9 protein-coding genes are annotated in these 20,104 nt (G+C 64.1%); all 9 read left to right on the top strand.

Annotated features, from left to right (window positions below; translation table 11 throughout):
* Positions 1–387: 387 nt before the first annotated feature.
* The gene (locus I41_RS10685) at positions 388–3,585 is read left to right on the top strand and encodes a PVC-type heme-binding CxxCH protein (RefSeq protein WP_145432534.1); all 3,198 of its coding nucleotides are present in this window, start codon (positions 388–390) and stop codon (positions 3,583–3,585) included.
* A 33-nt stretch (positions 3,586–3,618) separates the two neighbouring features.
* Complete coding sequence (locus I41_RS10680) at positions 3,619–7,671, top strand: LamG-like jellyroll fold domain-containing protein (protein WP_145432533.1); 4,053 nt, start codon at positions 3,619–3,621, stop codon at positions 7,669–7,671.
* Between the two features lie 282 nt (positions 7,672–7,953).
* On the top strand, positions 7,954–8,745 hold the full coding sequence (locus I41_RS10675; RefSeq protein ID WP_145432532.1) for a phosphatidylinositol-specific phospholipase C/glycerophosphodiester phosphodiesterase family protein: 792 nt from the start codon (positions 7,954–7,956) through the stop codon (positions 8,743–8,745).
* A 338-nt stretch (positions 8,746–9,083) separates the two neighbouring features.
* The gene (locus I41_RS10670) at positions 9,084–10,247 is read left to right on the top strand and encodes a hypothetical protein (protein ID WP_145432531.1); all 1,164 of its coding nucleotides are present in this window, start codon (positions 9,084–9,086) and stop codon (positions 10,245–10,247) included.
* Positions 10,248–10,571: 324 nt separating this feature from the next.
* Positions 10,572–11,132 (top strand): phosphonate degradation HD-domain oxygenase, encoded by a 561-nt coding sequence (locus I41_RS10665; protein ID WP_210421154.1) that lies wholly within the window; start codon positions 10,572–10,574, stop codon positions 11,130–11,132.
* A 28-nt stretch (positions 11,133–11,160) separates the two neighbouring features.
* Positions 11,161–12,390 (top strand): TIGR03364 family FAD-dependent oxidoreductase, encoded by a 1,230-nt coding sequence (locus tag I41_RS10660; RefSeq protein WP_145432529.1) that lies wholly within the window; start codon positions 11,161–11,163, stop codon positions 12,388–12,390.
* A 138-nt stretch (positions 12,391–12,528) separates the two neighbouring features.
* Positions 12,529–13,425 (top strand): phosphonoacetaldehyde hydrolase, encoded by an 897-nt coding sequence (gene phnX, locus I41_RS10655; RefSeq protein WP_210421153.1) that lies wholly within the window; start codon positions 12,529–12,531, stop codon positions 13,423–13,425.
* A 428-nt stretch (positions 13,426–13,853) separates the two neighbouring features.
* Entirely contained in the window at positions 13,854–15,599 is a 1,746-nt protein-coding gene (locus I41_RS10650) for a PEP-CTERM sorting domain-containing protein (protein ID WP_145432528.1), read from the top strand.
* Between the two features lie 286 nt (positions 15,600–15,885).
* The gene (locus I41_RS10645) at positions 15,886–20,046 is read left to right on the top strand and encodes a PEP-CTERM sorting domain-containing protein (protein ID WP_145432527.1); all 4,161 of its coding nucleotides are present in this window, start codon (positions 15,886–15,888) and stop codon (positions 20,044–20,046) included.
* The last annotated feature ends 58 nt before the right edge of the window (positions 20,047–20,104 follow it).

Raw genomic sequence — 20,104 nt, 5'->3', positions numbered from 1 at the left:
GACACAACGACAATAGCCCAGCACTTCAGTGCTGGGTTGCCTGCGATGAGAAGAAGGCAGCCCCTGAGGGGCGATTGAAACTTTCAATCGTCCCTCCGGGACGCCGCTAGGAGTGCGCTAACTTCGAAGCTCGTGAGCCGCGACTCCATCGGCAACTTCGCACAACAACGCCCATTTGCGTTCCTTCGTAGTTCCTTTGCGTAACTGCCTCGCCCACTTTTGGGAATCTTCATGCGGCTCGCTATACTGCGCAGTATTCGAGATTGAAAGTTGCCGCTTCCATGGGTGCCACTGGCATCTTACCAGTGCTGAAGTGGGAACTCGCTCGGCACTTCACACTGGCAAGATTCCAGTGACGCCCATCAGCCTCTCATCAGCGTGGACCGTATGCGACTTGCCGCCGGACTCTTCTGCTTGTTCGCTCTCTTCGCGGCCATCGCCATCGCCGCCGACGTGCCGGCCATCAATCCCAAGCTAACGGCAACGCCAGCTGAAACTCCCCAAGTCCACGCCGCCGAGGGCTTCACCGTCGAGCTCGTCGCCGGCCCGCCGCTGGTCGAGCGTCCTATCACCGCCGCCTTCGACGACGCCGGGCACCTCTACGTCGCCGAATCCTCCGGCTCGAACGACCCCGTCGAGCAACAGCTGGCAGAGAAGCCTCACCGCATCGTCCGCCTCACCGATACCAACGGCGACGGGCGCTACGACGAGCGCGTCGTCTTCGCTGACAAGATGATGTTCCCCGAAGGAACGATGTTCCTCGATGGCTCGCTCTACGTCTCGGCGCCGCCGAGCATTTGGAAGCTGACCGACGCCAATGGCGACGGCGTCGCCGAACAACGGGAAGAATGGTTCAAAGGTACTCTCACCGGCTGCGCGAACGACCTTCACGGTCCCTACCCCGGCCTCGACGGCTGGATCTATTGGTGCAAAGGGGCGTTCGCCGAGCAGGTTCACCAGGTGAACGGCCGCGAATTCCGCAGCCGCGCCGCCCACATCTGGCGCAGCCGTCCCGACGGGACCGGCATGGAACCGGTGATGACCGGCGGCATGGACAACCCCGTCGACGTGGTGTTCACACTGAGCGGAGAACGAATTTTTTCGTCGACATTCCTCGAAAGCGATGGCCGCCGCGATGGTCTGGCCCATGCCATCTACGGCGGCGTTTATGGCAAGAACCACGGCGTCATCGACGGACACCCCCGCACGGGCGAGTTGATGCCCGCGATCGTGCTGATGAACTCCGCCGCGCCGGCGGGCCTGGAAAGGTATGAATCAAACGTCTTCGGCGACGATTATCGCGACAACCTCTTCTCCGCCCAGTTCAACATGCGCAAGGTCGCGCGGCATATCCTGCAGCCGCAAGGGAGCTCGTTCGCCTCCGTCGACAGCGACTTCGTCTGGGGCGACGACGTCGATTTCCATCCCACCGACGTGCTGATGGACGCCGACGGCAGCCTGCTGGTCGTCGACACCGGCGGCTGGTACAAGCTCTGCTGCCCCACCTCGCAACTCTGGAAGCCAGACGTCCTCGGCGGCGTTTACCGCGTCCGCCGCAACAATGCGCCAAACATGGAAGATCCGCGCGGACAGAAGATCGACTGGGCAAAACAAACCATCCCGCAACTGTGGGCCTTGCTCGGCGACGCCCGCCCAGCCGTGCGTCTCCGCGCCGCCCGCGCTTTCGCCAAGCTGGGCGACTCGTCGGAACTGAGTGACTTCCTCGCCATGCGCGACGCCAGCGACATCCTCGCCGGCAACGTCGCCGACGGTTGCGACCAACTCACCGCCGACCTCGCACGCGCCTGGGCGCTCATCAGCCTCGAAAGCACTGCGTCGCAACCGCTCGTTCGCAGCTTGCTGAACCACGTCAACCCGCACATCCGCCAAGCCGCCCTTCACGGCGTCAGCCTCCACCGCGACGCCGTCGCGGCCCCGCAAGTCTTCGCGCTACTCGCCGACGCAGACCCCGCCGTTCGCCGCGTCGCCGCTGAAGCGAGCGGACGCCTAGCCGATCCGGCCGCCATTCCCCATCTACTGCAGGCCGCCGCCACAGCCGAAGAGCGCATCCTGCAGCACTCAATCACGTACGCCCTGATCGAACTCGCCGACGCCGACGCCACCCGCGCCGGCCTTGCCCGCGAACAGCCGGGCACGGTCGCCGCCACGCTGATCGCACTCGACCAGATGCCCGGCGGCAACCTTGCGGCCGGCGACGTTCTGCCCCGCCTTGACGCGGCAGATTCGCGCCTCAGCGCCGCGGCGAACTGGGTCGTCACCCACCACCCCGAATGGGGCGGCCAACTCGCCGCCTGGTTCAGCGAGAAACTAGCGACCCTCCCCCCCGCCGCCGCTTCGCGGCTTAGCGACTCGGACGACCCCGCAAAAGACGCCGATCCGCAGCCAAACGCCCGACTCGTCACCATGCTCGCCGCCTTCGCCGGCAATGCGCCAATCCAAACCCTCATCGCCAACACGGCGCAAGACGCCAGTGCCTCGCCCGCCGCGCGCCTCGTCGCCCTCCGCGCCATGGAACAAGCCCCGCCCGTCGAGGCCGGCGCCTGGCCTGCGGCCCTCGCCGCCATCCTCGGAAGCGACGACCAGTCGCTCCATGCCGCCGCCCTCGCCGCCGCCCGCCGGCAGGCGCCGCAGCAGAAAGACGGGTCGCCGTTGCACGCGGCGCTGGTCAACCTCTTCGACAACGATGACGCCGCGCCGTCGGACCGCCTCGCGGCCGTAGCCCTTGCCGCCCCGGCGCTCCAGTCGCTTGGCGATCAGCAGTTTTCCCTGCTAACCTCGACGTTGCTCAATGAAGAGTCGCCCAGCGTCGACCGCACCGCCGCCGCCGACGCCCTCGCCGTTGCGCCACTCACCGCCGAGCAACTCACCCAACTCGTCGCCGTCATCCCCGCCGCCGGCCCTCTGGAACTCAACAAGCTCGTCGGCGCCTTCATCAAAGGCAACAAAACGGCCACGGGCGTCGCCCTCCTCGACGCCCTCGCGCAGTCCCCCGCCCTCCCCTCGCTCCGCATCGACCTCCTTCGCCAGGCCCTCATGGAATACGACGCCGAAGTTATCGACCAGATCGCCGCCGTCGAAGCCCTCGTCAACGTCGACGCCGCCAGTCAGCGCAGCCGCATCGAAGAACTCCTCCCCTCCATGGCCTCCGGAGACGTGAGACGCGGCCACGCCGTCTTCAACAGCGCCAAGGCCTCCTGCTCGGCCTGCCACCGCATGGGCTACGGCGGCGGCGTCACCGGCCCCGAACTCTCGAAGATCGGCGAGATCCGCACCGAGCGCGACCTCCTCGAGTCGATCCTTTTCCCCAGCATGAGCTTCGTCCGCAGTTACGAACCAATGCTGCTGGTCACCAGCGACGGCCGTGCCGTCTCCGGCGTCATCCGCAATGAAACCGACCACGATTACGTCGTCGCCACCGGGCCGAACGAAGAAGTCCGCCTGTCGCGCGACATCGTCGAGCAGGTCCAGCCGAACACGATTTCCGTGATGCCCGCCGGCCTCGACAAGCAACTCACCGTCCAGGAACTCGCCGATCTTGTCGCGTTCTTAAAGAACGCGAAGTAGAACACACCTCGACAAGCACCTCTGGAATCGCACATGCCTAGCCGTCTCTTGAACCTCTCCCTCGCGCTGCTCACGCTCGCCCTCGCTGCCAATCCCGCGACATCCGCCGTCAGCAACCGCGTCCTCATCATCGGCGTCGATGGCGCCGGCGGCGGCTACACGCAAACCGCCAACATGCCGAACCTCGACGCGCTCGCCGCCGCCGGCGCAGTGCGCTACGACTGGCTCAACGAGGGCGCCCTCACCCCCAATCCCCCCGAAGGCTACGGCGCCAGCGGCGTCAATTGGTCGACGATCACCACTGGCGCCTCCGCCCCCCACCACGGCGTCATCGACAACAGTTTCGGCGGCAGCCGCTTCGATCAATACCCCTTCTTCTTCAAGTATCTCAAGCAGAAGGACCCTACCCTCTTCACCGCATCGATCGTCGACTGGGCGCCGATCAACACGGAAATCCTCGACGTGCAGGACGCCGATCTCGTCATCAGCGGCGTCGACGACGACACGGTGACAAGCGCCACCGTCGACCTCCTTACCAATGGCGACCCCGACGCCATCTTCCTTCACTTCGACCAGGTCGATCACGCCGGCCACTCGCTCGGTTGGGCCACGGCCGGTTACTACGCAGCGCTCCAAAACGTCGACTCGCTCATCGGCAACATCATGACCGCCCTCAACGCCCGCCCCGGCGTCGTGAACGGCTCCGAGTCGTGGCTCGTGATCATGACCGCCGACCATGGCGGCCAGGGAACCTCGCACTTCGCCAGCCAAGGGCCCATCAACTGGCAGGTACCTTTCGTCATTAGCGGCCCGGCCATCCCCGACGGGTCGACGCTCAAGCAAGGCACCCTCCGCGACCTCGTCCCCACCGCCCTCTGGCACATGGGGGTCGACCCCTTCGGCACGCCCGTCGACGGCAAGGTCGTTGGCCTACCGTTCGGCTCTCCCAACGGCATCGTCGGCGATTTGAACCAAGACGGCGTCGTCTCCGGCAACGGCAAAGGCCCCGCCGCCACCGACGACGTCACCGCGTTCGTCCAAGGCTGGCTTACCTCGAACCACCCCACCGTCGCCGAGTCGTACTTCAAGGGCGACCTCAATCTCGATCGCACCACCGACCTCAAAGATTGGATCATCCTCAGCAAGCTCAATCCCGCGATGGCCCAGGCCGCGCTGGCAGGCCTCGCCATCCCCGAACCCGCCGCTGGCGGCCTAGCCGCCCTCGCCGTGGCCGCGATCGCCGCCTACCGCCGCCGTCGTCCCAGCCGCTCGCGGCTTAGCGCTAAAGCCCGAACATTACTCGCCGCGCCTCTCGCCTTCGTCGTGGCCGAAACAACCGTCGCTCGCCCAGTCCACGCCGCCCTCACCGACAACCTCGTCGCTCTGTACGAATTCGACGGCGACTTCCTCGACACCTCCGGCTCGCCGCAGGCCACTCACGGCACGCCCGTCAATAATCCGCAATTCACCGCCGGTAAAATCGGCCAGGCGATGTACCTTCCTGGGGCTAAGGACTACATGTCCCTCAACCCAGCCACCCTCACCGAGCTCGACTTCGGCACGACCGCCGACTTCTCGATCTCCATGTGGATCCGCCAGGACGATTTTGCCAACGACCCCGCCGTCCTCAGCAACAAGAACTGGGCCAACGGCGGCAACACCGGCGTCAATTGGGCCGTCAAAGGCAACGGCATCTTCGATCTGAACACCAAGGGGAGCACCGGCACGCGCCTCGATCTCGACACCGCCCAGAACAGCGCCTCTCTCGGCGTCGGCGTCTGGAGCCACGTGCTGATGACCATCGACCGCGACGGCCCGACCAAGCTCTACATCAACGGCGTCAACACCGGCACGATCAACCTCTCCTCTCCCGGCACGTTCAACGGCTCGCTTCCCTGGAACATCGGCCAAGACGGCACGGGCAATTACAGCGTCGAGTTCACCGGCGCCGTCGACGAGCTCGCCTTCTGGCGTCGCTCGCTCACGCCGACCGAGGCCGGCCAGCTTTGGAACGCCGGCGCCGGCATCGACCTCGGCGCCCAGGTCGTCGACTCCCGGCTCCGCCTCGTCGTCGACCGCGACACCGGCGCCATGACCATCAAGAACAACACCGGCGTCCCGCAGTCGATAATCGGCTACCAGATCACCTCCGATGCGGGCACGTTCAACCGCAGCGGTTGGAAACCGATCGCCGGCCGCCTCGACGATGCCGGCAACGGGACCGTTGATCCCGACGACGACTGGGTCGTCCTCACCGCCGCCAACTCCCTCTCCGACCTGAGCGAGGTCTCCCTCGGCGCCGCGACGCTCGCCAGCGGCGCCACGGTCAGCATCGGCAGCGGCGTCTGGACCAAGTACTACCAGGACTTCAGCGACGTCAAGTTCGCCTACGCCGACGGCATCGGCGACGACCCGCTCACCGGCCTCGTCGAATTCACCGGCAATGGCGGCGCCTCCTACCCGCGCGGCGACGTCACCTTCGACGGCCGCCTGGACTCCGACGATTGGTCAAGCCTCGCCACGCTCTTTGGCTCGAACCTGGCGAACAAGTCAACGGCCCAGCGTTACCGCCTCGGCGACCTCAGCGGCGACGGCCTGCACAATCTCGACGACGTTCTCCAGTTCCGCCAAGACTACGACGCCGTCCACGGCGTCGGCGCCTTCGCCGCCATGACGAGCAGCGTCCCCGAACCCGCCGGCCTGCTGCTGTTGGCCTGCGGCTCACTCGGCATGGTCACACGATTCCGCCCCCGCCGCTCGCGGCTTAGCGCGTCCCCCCGCCACATCGTCGCCGCCAGCGCCCTAATCACCGCCGCCTGCCTCGCCGCCGACGCCCGCGCTACCACCCTACTACAACAAAACTTCGACGCCATTCCCCTCGGTCCCAAAGTCGACGAAACGCTCGCCGGCACGAATGTCTGGGCGAAGACGCCCCCCGCCGGCTGGTCGATCGACGACGCCGGCATGCCGGCCGGCGGCGTCACCGAATGGCGCGGTTGGTCGTTCGCCAATCCCGCCTGGTGGAGCCAGGCCGCCGCCGATCAGGGCCGCTCGCAATTCACCAAAGGAACCGGCGTCGTCGCGATCGCCGACCCCGACGAGTGGGACGACATCGCTCACGACGCAGGAACCTTTAACTCCTTCCTGCGGACTCCGGCCATCTCGCTCGCCGGCGCTGGGGTGGGCGCCGCCCGCCTCCGCTTCGATAGCAGTTGGCTGCCCGAAGGGGTCCAGACGGCCACCGTCACCGCCTCTTACAACGGCGGCGCCGCCGTCGAAGTCCTCCGCTGGGAATCGAACGACGGCAACCCCGCCTTCTTCAAAGCCGCCAATACGAACGAAACCGTCACCGTCCCGCTGAACAACCCCGCCGGCGCCACGACGATGACCCTCTCGTTCGGCATGACCAACGCCGGCAACAACTGGTTCTGGGCCGTCGACAATCTCGTCGTCTTTACCCCTCTGACGCTGCAAGTCGACGCCACCAGCGGCGCGATGAAAATCCTGGGCGACGCCAGCATCGCGCTCACCGGTTACGAAATCACCAGCCCCAGCGGTTCCCTCAACCCGACCGGCTGGAAAGCGGGCAACCTCGACGCGCAGAACGTCGGCGCCCCCGCGCCCGCCGCGGCCGACTTCAACAACACGGGCGGAGTCAACGCCGCCGACCTCGCCGTCTGGAAAGCCGCCTTCGGGGCCAATGCCAACGCCGACGCCGACGACGACGGCCGCTCCGACGGCGCCGACTTCCTCCGCTGGCAGCGCCAGTTCGGCCAGTCGAGCGATGCCGGCTCCACCTGGCTCACCCTCCTCGGCACGGAGTCGCAGCTGATCGAGTCGTACCTCCAGGGCAGCTCCACCTTCGCCGCCGACCGCGCCATCGGCGCCGGCTTCGACGCGGCGCAGGGGACCCGCGACCTCCAGTTCACCTACGCCACCATCGCCGGCGAAAAAGGCGTCGGCTTCGTCCAATACGTCAACCTCCCCACCATCGCCGCCATCCCCGAACCCACGGCCCTCACAATCGCCGCCCTCGCCGGACTCGGCTTGATCCTTAACCGCTCTCGCACGATTCACTGGCGATAGAATCTCCTCTCAGGGGTCGGAAAACATTTACCACGAAACTCACGAAGGACACGAAGGAGAAAAAGCTCAGAATGGAGTCAGCAGTTCACGCTCTTGTTTTCCCTGTGCTGTGTTCTTTGCGTTTCTTTGCGCTTTAGCGTCTTTGCGAGAAAATTGCCGATTAGTCTCACGCAAAGGCAGAAACGTGCAACGAAGGACAATGCATGCTTTCGTATTCTTCGTGTGTTTCGTGGTAAGAAATCCCTGCATTCAGAACCACGAGTAACGCCCCCACAGTAAACCATGTCCAAACTCATTCCGCTTCTTCTCGTCTGTTTCGCGGTCGCCTCCGCCGCCCAAGCGGAGGCCCCCGCCAAGCCGCTCCCGCAGGCCCACTCTCACAACGACTACGAGCACGAGCGCCCCCTCTTCGACGCCCTCGACCGCGGCTTCTGCAACATCGAAGCCGACGTCCACCTCGTCGACGGCGAGCTCCTCGTCGGCCACGATCCCGAAGATGTGAACCCCGAGCGCACCCTCCAAGCCCTCTACCTCGCCCCGCTCCAAAAGCTGATCGCCGAGCGCGACGGCCAGATCTTCCCCAACGGCCAGCGTTTAACGCTGCTCGTCGACTTCAAAACCGACGGCCCCGCGACCTACGAGGCCCTCGCCAAGGCCCTCAAACCGTACTCCGCGATCCTCTCCGGCCTGCACGACGGCCAGTGGCGCCCGCGCCAAGTCGACGTCATCATCAGCGGCAACCGACCGATCGATCTCATCGCGAACGACCGGCAGCGGCTCGCTGCCGTCGACGGCCGCCTCAGCGATTTAGAGAACGGACCGCCCTCCGACCTGATGCCGCTGATCAGCGACAACTGGACCAGCCACTTCCTCTGGCGGGGCGACGGTCCCTTCCCGGCCCCCCAGCGCAGCAGACTCGAACGGCTCGCCAAACAGGCCCACGATCAAGACCGTCGACTCCGCTTTTGGGGCGCCCCCGACTCGCCCGAGTTCTGGCAAGAACTCCAAGCCGCCGGCGTCGACGCCATCGGAACCGACGACCTCGCCCTCCTCCAGCAGCACTTGAACAAGTAGCCGCAGGCATCGCGCCGCCACCCAACCCCTCCCTCCCTCCCGGACTGGTCCGCTTCAGCGACCAGTCGCCCCGCCAAATCGCGCCCCACCCTCGCCAAAATGGGCCTCGCCGCCCCAAATTCTCCCCAGAATCTCGCGAAAAGATTCCCTCAACTTTTGTGTTGAAAATGGGCCACTCGCTTCGCTAACGTGAACGCCTGTTCATACTTGTGGACGAATTAAAGTCTCACGCAAAGGCGCGAAGGCGCAAAGGAATACGGGGAGGAAACTTCTTCTTTGCGCCTTCGCGCCTTGGCGTGAGATCTTCTTCTGGAGCGAATAGGAAAGGGGGAAAAAAGATGATCCTAGAAAACCACATCCGCGGCCGCCGCCGCGTGCTCGACGACGCGAAAAAGGCCCGCCTCTGCGAGCTGATCGATCAAGAAAGCTATACCGTCGAACAAGCGGCCGAGTCGCTCGACGTTTCCTTGCGCACCGTCCAGCGCGAACGCCGCTACGACCAAGACTTCGATCACGAAGTGCGGCTCGCGCTGCAGCAATCGCCCGATCCCTTGAAGCTGATGGAACACGCCGCCAGATCGCACTGGCGGGCCGCCGCCTGGCTCTTGGAGCGGACCAAGCCCGAAGAGTTCGCGCGTAAGCCGGTGAACATGACGAGCCTGAAGCTCGTCGCCACGGCGTTCCGCTACATCCAGGAAGCGGCGCTGGAGACCGTCCCCGCGGAATACCATGAGGCCCTCTACCGCCACACGCAAGCGGCGATCGAACAGTCGTTCGACTGCTGCTTCCCCATGCGCGGGAAGTGGGGCGAACCGAAGATCAAGCAGCTGCCGTTCGCGACGCCGCTGGCCGATGTCCAGTCCAGTAAGTTCTGGGGCGAACCAGTCGGCGTCCTCCACGACTACGACGAAGAGGGAAACATCGTCTTCCCGCCGCCGGTCGACCCGGCCGAAGTCGCCGCCCGCCAAGCGCGGGTTGCCGAACTCAAGCAGCGCCTCGCCGAGCGCCGCCGCCAGGAAGCGCTCGGCCCCCGGCCGGCGGCAGGAATTCTGTCGCCGAAAACGGCGGAAACGACAGAATTCAACGCGACAAAAAGCGCCGCGACAATAAGCGACGCGACAGAAATCCCATCCCCAGGCGACCCGTTAGCCGCGACGGACAGCGGAGCGCTCCCCGCCGAACCAACCGCCAACAACATTCTGTCGCCAAAACCGCCGGAAACGACAACAAGCGCCGCGACAACATCATCCCCCGCCGACGGCAACCTCGAACTCGTCATCGCGATGGTCGAGCGCACCATCGACGACGAATGCCCCGAGACGTGGAACGACACCGAAGAGCTCGATCATCCCGACGCGCAAGATCCTCACATTCGCCTGCGGCTCCTCAGCGAGCGCCTCGAGCGCCATCGGCGCCAAGAGCGCCGCCAAGCGCGCGCTGCCGAAAAGAAGGCCAAAGCCGCCCGCCAGCGCGCCCAGGCCCAATGCCGCCGCGCCGCGTGAACGCCCTTAGCCCCCGGTTCTTCAAACCGGGGGCACACCGCAAAAAGTTCTTCAAACCGGGGGGCGCCCGGGGTCAAGCCACGCTCAACCTTCAGCTCAGTCCGATCTTAGCGCTCGCGACGAATCATTTCACGACAAGCAACTCAACTACCCGTGCAAATCGTCAGCAGCGATGCGCTTCCGCACCGGCAGAAATCTCAAAAACGAGGTTCCATACACGGCCTTGCGCAAACCGTCCAACGGTTTGCGCGATAACCCGACGTGACCCGCCTCACGCCCCGTTTATGCTGACTACACGCAGATCAGATTACGGAGCTAGTGTCCATGCCCCGCGTTGACGTCCTGGAAAAAATTACCGAGCTGTTCCGCAACAAAGGCGGCTCGTTGTACGGCGGCGAAGCGGTGACGCAGGAGCAGCATGCGTTGCAAGCCGCCAAGCTCGCCGAAGAAAGCGGCGCTTCGCCCGCGCTGATCGCCTCGGCCTTACTCCATGATGTCGGCCACCTGCTCCACAGCCTTCCCGAGGACGCGCCCGACGACGGCGTCGACGACCTCCACGAGTCGCTCGGCTACCGCTTCCTCAATCGCTGGTTTGGTCCTGAAGTTTCCGAACCGGTCCGGATGCACGTCGACGCGAAACGCTATCTCTGCGCGGTCGATCCTAGCTATCTAGAGACATTGAGTCCGCCATCGCTGCAAAGCCTCCAACTTCAGGGGGGGCCGATGAACCCCGCGGAAGTGAGCGCCTACGAAGCGGAGCCCCACTACGCGGCGAGCCTTGTGGTCCGCCGCTGGGACGATCAGGCCAAAGACCCTCATCTCGCCACGCCCCCCTTGGCGCATTACCTTCCTTACCTCCGCGAAGTCCTAACTACGTCACATTAAACACGCCGTTGGCGGCCGAGGCGACTCCGTGACTGCGCTCAATCATGCGTTAAATCATCACCAAGATTCCAGTGGCGCGCGCCCCCGCGTCGCCATTGTCGGCGCCGGCATCGTCGGCATCGCCCACGCCTGGGCCGCCGCCCGCCGCGGCTGGGAGGTCGTGCTGCTGGAACGCAATCGGCAGGCTCAGGGGGCGTCGATCCGCAACTTCGGCATGGTCTGGCCAATTGGCCAGGAACATGGCGAGCTCTACCGCACCGCGCTCGAAAGCCGCGGGCTCTGGCTGGAACTGGCCCGTGAAACGGGCCTGTGGGCCCGTCCTTGCGGTTCGCTCCATCTGGCCTACCGCGACGATGAATTGGCCGTCTTCGACGAGTTCGCTCAGATGGCGCCGGCGTTCGACTACGATTGCCGGCTGATCCCTCCGCAAGAAGCGCTCAAGATGTCGGCCGCAGCGAAGCCTGATGGGCTCCTAGCCGCCCTCTGGAGTCCGACCGAAGTCTGCGTCGACCCGCGCGAAATCATCAGCAAAACCCCCGCGTGGCTGGAGAAACGATTTGGCGTCGAGCTCCGTTACGACACGGCCGTCGAGAAGATCGACTCCCACGGGGTGACGACCGGCGACGGCTCTCGCATTCTCGCCGACAAGGTCGTCGTCGCGGCGGGCACCGACTTCCGCTACCTCTACCCCGAACAGTTCGTCGACGCCGGCTTCCGGCAGTGCAAGCTGCAGATGATGCGCACGCCCGTGCAGCCCCATGGCTGGACGCTTGGCCCGATGCTCGCCGGCGGCCTCACGCTGCGCCATTACGAAGCCTTCGCCCAGTGCCCGTCGCTTTCCGCCCTGAAGGCCCGCGTCGCCGCCGAAGCGCCCGAGCTCGATAAGTACGGCATCCACGTCATGGCGTCGCAGAATGGCCTCGGCGAAGTGGTTCTCGGCGACTCGCACGAATATGGCGACGACGTCACGCCGTTCGACAAACGCGAGATTGAAGAGCTAATGCTCCGCGAACTGCGGAAGATGATCGACCTGCCCGACTGGACGATTCAGGAGCGGTGGCACGGCATCTACCCGAAGGCGCCAGGCCTGATTCAGTTCGAATGTCAGCCCGACCCGAACGTCGAGGTTGTCATTGCCTCAGGCGGCTGCGGCATGACGATGTCGTTCGGCTACGCCAATCGCCTCTGGAATCGCTGGGATACCACCGAAGGTCGCGTACACGCCGCGGCGAACGGCCGCGTTGAATCGCCGGCATAGAGCCGCGGGGAGAATTCACCCCTCGGGTCCCCTCGCCATGCCGGGAGGGTTCGCGGGTCCCCCAAACGGGCCCGCCGCAAGATGTTCGCTGGTTGTAGTGATTGGTGCGAGTCCGCCGAGGAACGCACACGACAGCGGATGATCGCCATCGCCCATCCGGATCACGTCGCCTCAGACCGCATCACACAGGAACGCCCTGCCATGCCTGCCTTCAACAATCGCCGCCGACCCCTCTCGCCGCTGCAGGCGGTGATTTTCGACTGGGCCGGCACGCTGCTGGACTACGGCAGCCGCGCCCCCGTGCTAGCCGTCGTGAGCGTCTTTCACTCGTTCGACGTCCCGGTGACGATCGAGGAAGCCCGCGGCCCGATGGGCATGGCCAAGCGCGACCATCTCCGCACCATGCTGGAAATGCCGCGCATCGGCGCCGCCTGGCGCGACGTGCATGGCGCGCCTCATGACGAGCAGGCGATCGACCGGCTCTACGCCCGGTTTCTGGAGACGCAGATCAGCTTTTTGGCCGACCATGCGACGCTGATCCCGGGAGCCCTCGAGGCCGTCGCCGACTGCCGGCGCCGCGGCATGAAAATCGGCTCGACGACCGGCTACACGCGCGAGCTGATGGCCGTCATCACCCCCGCCGCCCAGCGGCAGGGACTCGAAGTCGACGCGATGTACTGTGCCAGCGACTTCCCCGCCGGACGTCCGGCGCCCTGGATGAGCCTGGAAAACGCCCGTGTGCTGGGCGTTTTCCCCATGTCGGCGATCGTCAAGGTCGACGACACGATCGTCGGCATCGATGAAGGGCTCAACGCCGGCATGTGGTCGGTGGGGGTCGCGAAGTCGGGCAACATGATCGGGCTCAGCGAAGCCGAGCTCGGCGCCCTCAGCGCCACGGAACAGACAGCACTGCTTGCCGCCGCACGCGAGCGAATGGCCGCCAGCGGCGCTCACTTCGTGATCGATTCCGTCGCCGAGCTGCCCGCCGTGGTCGACGCGATCAATGCGCTGCTTGCCGGCGGCCAGACTCCGTAGCGTGGGCCCTTTTCCGGACGCACATTGCGTAGCGCCGCGAATGGAGGCGACCGGGGCGGCCTTCGGAACGCCACGTCACAGCGGCTAAAAATGGCGAATTTCTTCCTAATTGACCAAAAACGACCACGCCTATGTGCGCATAGTGCGCGTGCCTCCGAGTAAGGACGCAATTCGGCTTAATCTTTGCGCTGGCTACGGTACAAGAATGTTTCGTTTCTTCAAAATTCGTCATTACAATCCGTACATGCAGCCTGGTTTGGGTTCGCATGTAGCGAACCCCCATCGGATCCGTTAGCGGCCTGAACAACCGCAGTCGGGGAACTAGTGACGAGAACAGGCCGGCGCCACTCGAGTTGGAGCGGACTCGAGACGCGTTGTTCTGCCGATGGACCAGACACCATCTTGGGATGCTCCTGGGGAAAGATCTAATGAGACGACATCTGGCAGCTTTAGCCATCGCAGGGTCAATGGGGATCGCCGCACCGGCGCACGCTCAGATCGGAACGGTGCTCTATCAGGAAAACTTTGACAGCATCACCTTGGGCGACAGCGTCAACGAGCGCCGCGGCCCGCTCAGCTTCGCCAACCGGACCGCCGTCGCCACCGACCCGACGACGGAATCGCGTCCCAATGCGTACACCCACATCGGCCCCGCGGGCTGGACGGTGGACAACGCCTTCGACAACTTCGGTTTCACCGACCTGACGAACTCGCTCGGCACCGACGTCATCAGCACTGATCCGGTTCCCGCCCTTCTCTACCGCATCCCGCTCACCGGCTTGATCGTTGGCAACACGGGCGTCGGCAACGCCGGCTCCGCCGCCGATGGCGTCGACGAATGGGAAGGCTGGAGCTTCGCTGACAAGACTTTTTGGGCCAGCGTTGACGACCAAAGCCGCTCGGCATTCACCAAGGCTCAAAACGTCGTCGCCGTCGCTGACTCGGACGAGTACGACGATCTCGGCGCCGGTCTTGGCGGCAACTACTACAATACGGGCCTCACGTCGGCCCAGATCAACGTTGCTTCGTACCAAAACACCGACCTGACGTTCAGCTTCGACTCCAGCTGGCGCGCTGAAGGACTCGACGACACCCACGTCACGCTCGGCCGCCCCGACAACAACCAAACGGCCATCGTCTATGCCATCATCGATGGCGGCGCCCCGACACCGCTCGACATCTGGGACTCGGACAGCGGCAATTCGGACGCCGGCGATACGACCCCGGATCGTCCTGCCTCGGCAACCTTTAAGGGCGACGCACTCGACGAAAGCCTCTCTTATCAAGTTTCGATCCCCGCCGGCGCGTCGACCTTGCAGTTTGCCTTCGGCTACATCAACGCCGCCAACGACTGGTGGTGGGCCATCGACAACCTGGACGTCAAGGACAGCGGCAGCGCCACCGTCTGGAGCGAAAACTTCGACGGCGTCACCCTGGGCCCGAGCACCAACGAGCGGAAGGACATCAATCCGACCTTCTCCAAGGTGACGGCAGCCAACAACGACCCGAACACGACTCCCTTCCCGAACGCCTTCTCTCACACGGTGCCGGCAGGCTGGAACGTCGATAACTCGGGCATTCCCGCACCGGCCATCGGCGACAACAACGTCGGCGTCTTCGAGTGGGAAGGATGGAGCGTCACCACGCGGGCCTTCTCGGCCTTCGCCTCGCAGACGAGCCTGAACAGCTTCACCAAGGGTAGCGGCAACATCGTGATTGCCGACTCCGACGAGTTCGACGACTTCAACGGCGCCACCGGCGTTACGAAGCCGATCACCACCGTCTTGGAATCGCCGACGCTCGACATCACCGGACTGGCTGCTGGTTCACTCCTGCTGCAGTTCGATTCGAGCTGGCGGGACGAATCGGGACAAACGGCATTGATCACCGTCGACTACGGCAATGGCGAGGTTGAAGTCCTCAACTGGAACTCGACCGCCGGCGACCCGCTGTTCCACGGCACGAACCTCGATGAGACCGTGCTGCTGAGCCTCAATAACCCGGCCGGCGCCACCTCGGCGAAGGTCCGGTTCGAGTACACCGGCGGCAACAACTGGTTCTGGGCTCTGGACAACGTGCAGATCGGCACGGCGGCCATCCCCGAGCCCGCTTCGCTGGCCCTCGCGGCTCTCAGCCTGAGCGCGATGGGACTAGCAACGCGTCGACGCAGCTAACCGCTGCTGATTCGCTAAGATGTTTTTGGATTGAACTTGCTATTTCAATAGCGGCCCACAGGGCTGGCATGCCGGCGACCCCGGCATGCCAGCCTTTACAATTCAGCGCAAACTGACCCCGCATTCAATCTCCATGGAGGATCAGTAGGCGGCCGTTCCGTCCTTGGACGACGGTCGGAGGAGCTTCGCGCAGGCGAAGCATGCAGGTTGTCTTTGCGTTAACAACATCAATACGCCGTCGGTTGCTCATGGGCGGCGTCCCTTTAATCTCAAGAGTCAATCTCCGATGAATGCTAAGGTCTGCCGAACGATTCGCCACTTGGCCATTGCTCAACTTTCGTCGCTCGCTTTGTTCACGAGCTCGGCCCGCGCGGTCGATTTGCTCACCGAAAACTTCGAGGGATTGACGCTCGGCCCGATCGTCACGTTCGACACTGAAGTCCGCAGCCGCGCCGCGTGGACGAAGTCGGTCCCGACCGGCGTCGGCGTCGAGGGCGTTTGGGCCATTGACGACAGCGCCATGCCGGCACAGGCCACGGGCAGCAATTTGATCGGCGTCACTGAGTTTGAGGGGTGGACGTTCGTCGACAAGGATTGGTGGATCAATACGGCCGGCGACCAGGATCGCAGCGGCTTCGTGAGCGCCAGCGGCAAGATTGCCGTCGCCGACCCGGACGAGTGGGACGACTTTGGCACGGTTGGTCCCGCGTCGACCGGCCTGTACGACTCAACCATGCGAGTCTCGGCGATTCCGCTGCAAGGCATCGCCGCGAATACCGCCAAGCTCTTCTTCCATTCCTCGTGGCGTCCGGAAGATTCGCAGAAGGCGTCGCTGACGGTCAAATACAACGACCCGGGAAACACGTCGATCGAACTGTTCCGGTGGACCTCGCAAGAAGTCGACCCCACCTTCAAGCCCGATGCGGTCAACGAGGCGATCAACCTCGATCTGCAAAATCCTGTCGGCGCCACGAACGCCACGCTTGAATTCCGCATTTACGACGCCGGCAACGACTGGTGGTGGGCGGTCGACAATCTCAACATGTTCACCGGTGCGTCGCCCGCTTCGGACGGCGCCCTGCGTCTGACCATCGATCGCGGCACGGGGCAGGTCAGCGTCGCCAACAATACGAGCGCCACGATCAATTTGCGCGGCTATTCCATTCAATCTCGTTTCGGCACGCTGGATGAAAACGCCGCGACGTATCTCGCCGACACGAATTCCGATTGGGTGATCTTCGACAGTCCCGAGCATTCGGAGCTGAGTGAAGGGTACGTCCCCAATCAATACGCCGTGCCGACCTTCGCCTCGAATCCCACGCTCGGGAAGATCAACCTGGGAACGTCGTGGCGCAAGTACCACGAAGACATTTCAGACATTACGTTCCAGTACCTCGTGGCCGGCAGCGATAAGCCGGTGACCGGCATCATCGAGTTCGTCGGCAACGGCGGCGTGTCTTACGATCCGCTTGACTTGAACTTCAACGGCACGATCGAAATCGGCGACTATGCCGCCTTCCTCGCGGGCTACAACGTGAGCCTGACCGGGAAGACGCAAGCCCAACAGTACAATCTTGGCGACCTCGATGCAGACGGGAAACACACGGTGAAGGACTTCTTGGCTTTCAAATCGCAATACGACCTGGCGTTGGGCGCCGGCGCCTTCGCAGCGGCCCTGGCCGCCGTACCCGAACCGTCGACGACGGCGCTCGCGCTGATTGGCGGAGTCGTGGGGCTCTTCGCGAGTCGCCGACGCCGTTGTCGACAGGCCGCCGCGCTCCTGGCGGTCGCGGTCACGCTTGGCGCCGTCTCGCCGGCCTCGGCCAACTTTCCCTTGCTGCTCGAGAACTTCGACTCATTGCCGCTGGGCCCAAGCCCCGAGGAAGACCCAGCCGCGCTGAACGCGTGGAATGGCGTCGGCCCAGCCGGTTGGGTGCTCAACAATGCGGGCGTTCCTGGATTTGGCAATCCCGCCAATGACGGTATCCGGGATTGGGCCGGCTGGGCGTTCGTCGACAAAGAGCATTGGCTCAATGCCGACGATCAGAACCGCAGTTTCTTCACGAAGGCGTCGGGCAATGTGATGGTGGCCGACCCCGACGAGTGGCAGGACGGCAACGTTTCTCCGCAGGAACTTTACGACACGTTCGTCACCACCAAGGTCATCAACATTCCCGCGGGCACGCCCGCCGGGAAGGTGAAGCTGGCGTTCGATTCCAGCTGGCGGCCAGAGGGTCAGGACGACCTCGGCAACACCAATAACCAAACCGCGACGATCAAGGTGTCGTACAACGGCGGCGCGAAAACCAGCGTGCTCACTTGGGATTCGATTGCCACCTCTCCCACCTTCCATCCCGATGCGGAGAACGAGTCGATTCTGCTCGACCTCGGCTACAACGGAACGTCCAGCACGCTGCAGATCGAATTTGGTCTGGGCAATGCGTGGAACGACTGGTGGTGGGCCGTCGACAATCTTCGCGTCTTCATTCCCGCCGATCCCTCCAAGCTTCGCATCAACACGGCAACCGGCGCCGCGTCGATTGTCGGCGGCGATGTGATTAGCACGTCGATCACCGGTTTCGATCTCTCCAGCGCCACGGGCAATCTGGCGCCGACCGGCAACTTCGGCTTGAGCTTTACGAAGCCCGATTCGATCGACGGCGACGATGCTGACGCGATTGTCGGCAACTCGATCAACGAAACCTGGCGACTTGGCGCCGCGAATCCCAATCAGTTCGCGGAGTTCTTCCTCGACGGCAGCTCCGCCTTCACGTCAGCGCGAACGGAGAACCTCGGCAAGATCTTCAATACGGCGACGTTGCCGGCCAACCGGGACCTGCAGTTCACCTACTCCACCATCTTTGGCGACGTCATCACCGGCATCGTGGAATACTACTCGCAGCCCGATGTGTCGAACGCCGACTTCGATGACGACGGTGACGTGGACGGCGCCGACCTATTGATCTGGCAGCGCGGCTTCGGAACCGGAACCACGCAAGCACAAGGCAACGCAGATGGAGATGGAGACGTGGATGCAGCGGACCTCGCGATTTGGAAAACGCAGTTCGGCTCGACCGGCCTCGCCACGAGTGCCGCCGGCGCCGTCCCTGAGCCCGCCGCCCTCGGGTTGGCTGGTCTTGCGGTCTGCTGCGTGGCGACGCTTCGTCGGCGGCTGGTCCGCTCGCTGAATGTAATCAACGCCGCGTCCTCGGCGGCAGTCGTCACGGCGGCCATCGCCGTGGCGCCGTCGCAAGCCGATGCTCAAGTGATTCCTGCGCCGTTTCTCGATCGCAACTATCGCATGGGTGATGGCGGCGACGCGGGGGCGGCCAACGGGGCCACGGTGAACGTGACGTTCGATAGCGCGGGCGTCACCGGCCAGAATCAGCTCATCGACTTGACCTCCTTCACCAAGGCCGGTCCCAAGCCGACGTACGTCACGATCGCGGGACGACCCGATGGCGGCACGGGATTAGGCGTCCGCCTCAATTCCGCGCCGACCGACAAGAACTTCTTGCGGACCGCGGCCGACGAGGCGCTCAATTTTCCGGAGAAGTCCCCGTCGTCGACCAACGGCACGCTTCCCGGCGGCACGCTCGACTACAGCTTTATCACCGATCGCGGTTTTCAGCTGTGGGTGCAGCCGGCCGTTTCGGCGCAATTGCAGCACATTGTCATGGACACCAATAACCACGGCGTCTTGATCAATGCAGCCGGTAAGTTCGGCATGAAGTATTCCAACAACGACTACGTCGGCCTGACGACGGTCGTCCCGAATACGTGGTACCACCTGATGGTGGTCCGTCCCACTGGCCCCAATGGCGGGTCGATCCTGTACGTCAACGGCGTCGCCGAGGCAGCTGCGATCGGTTCTTACCAAGGCGAGGACGTCCCCAATGACGAAATCGCACCGTCGAATCAGGATAACAGCCCCTTGGTTGTCGGCGCCAACTCGTCGGAGTCGCCGTTCACGCTCGCGACCAGCAATTACTATCGCGGCATCGTCGACGACCTGGAAATGTTCGTCATGGGCCTCAACACCACCTCCGACCGCGGCGAATTCAAGTTCGAACGCGACAACAAGTACGCTGCGTTCTTCAAGCCAACCAACGTCGCTGACCTCACTGGAGATAACGCGATTACGATGGCCGACGTGACGATCTTCGCCAGTCACTGGCTGGACGAGAAGGTGCTGACGTGGACGCAGGGGGGGATTCAACGCTCGCTCGCCGTCGGCGATCTTTCGTCGCGGATGATCGGGGATTTCAACTACGACGGTCGGGTCAACCTTTCCGATTGGGCCATCCTTAATAACGTGAACCCCGCGATGGGCGCTGCGGCGATGGCCCTGATTCAATCGGTTCCAGAACCCGCGGCGGTCACGCTTGGAGCAATCGCCCTATCGTTGCTGGCAACGGCGCGTCGTTCCGTTCGCAATAAGTCTTGAGAGCGACCGAAGCAGCCGCAAGTCGTCTGCGGGTCTGCGCACGAAATACTGGGGTCCG

It is taken from the genome of Lacipirellula limnantheis (genome assembly GCF_007746075.1).
GTDB classification, from domain to species: domain Bacteria; phylum Planctomycetota; class Planctomycetia; order Pirellulales; family Lacipirellulaceae; genus Lacipirellula; species Lacipirellula limnantheis.
Note: the sequence above shows the minus strand (reverse complement) of the source record. Positions and strands in the feature narration are given on the sequence as shown.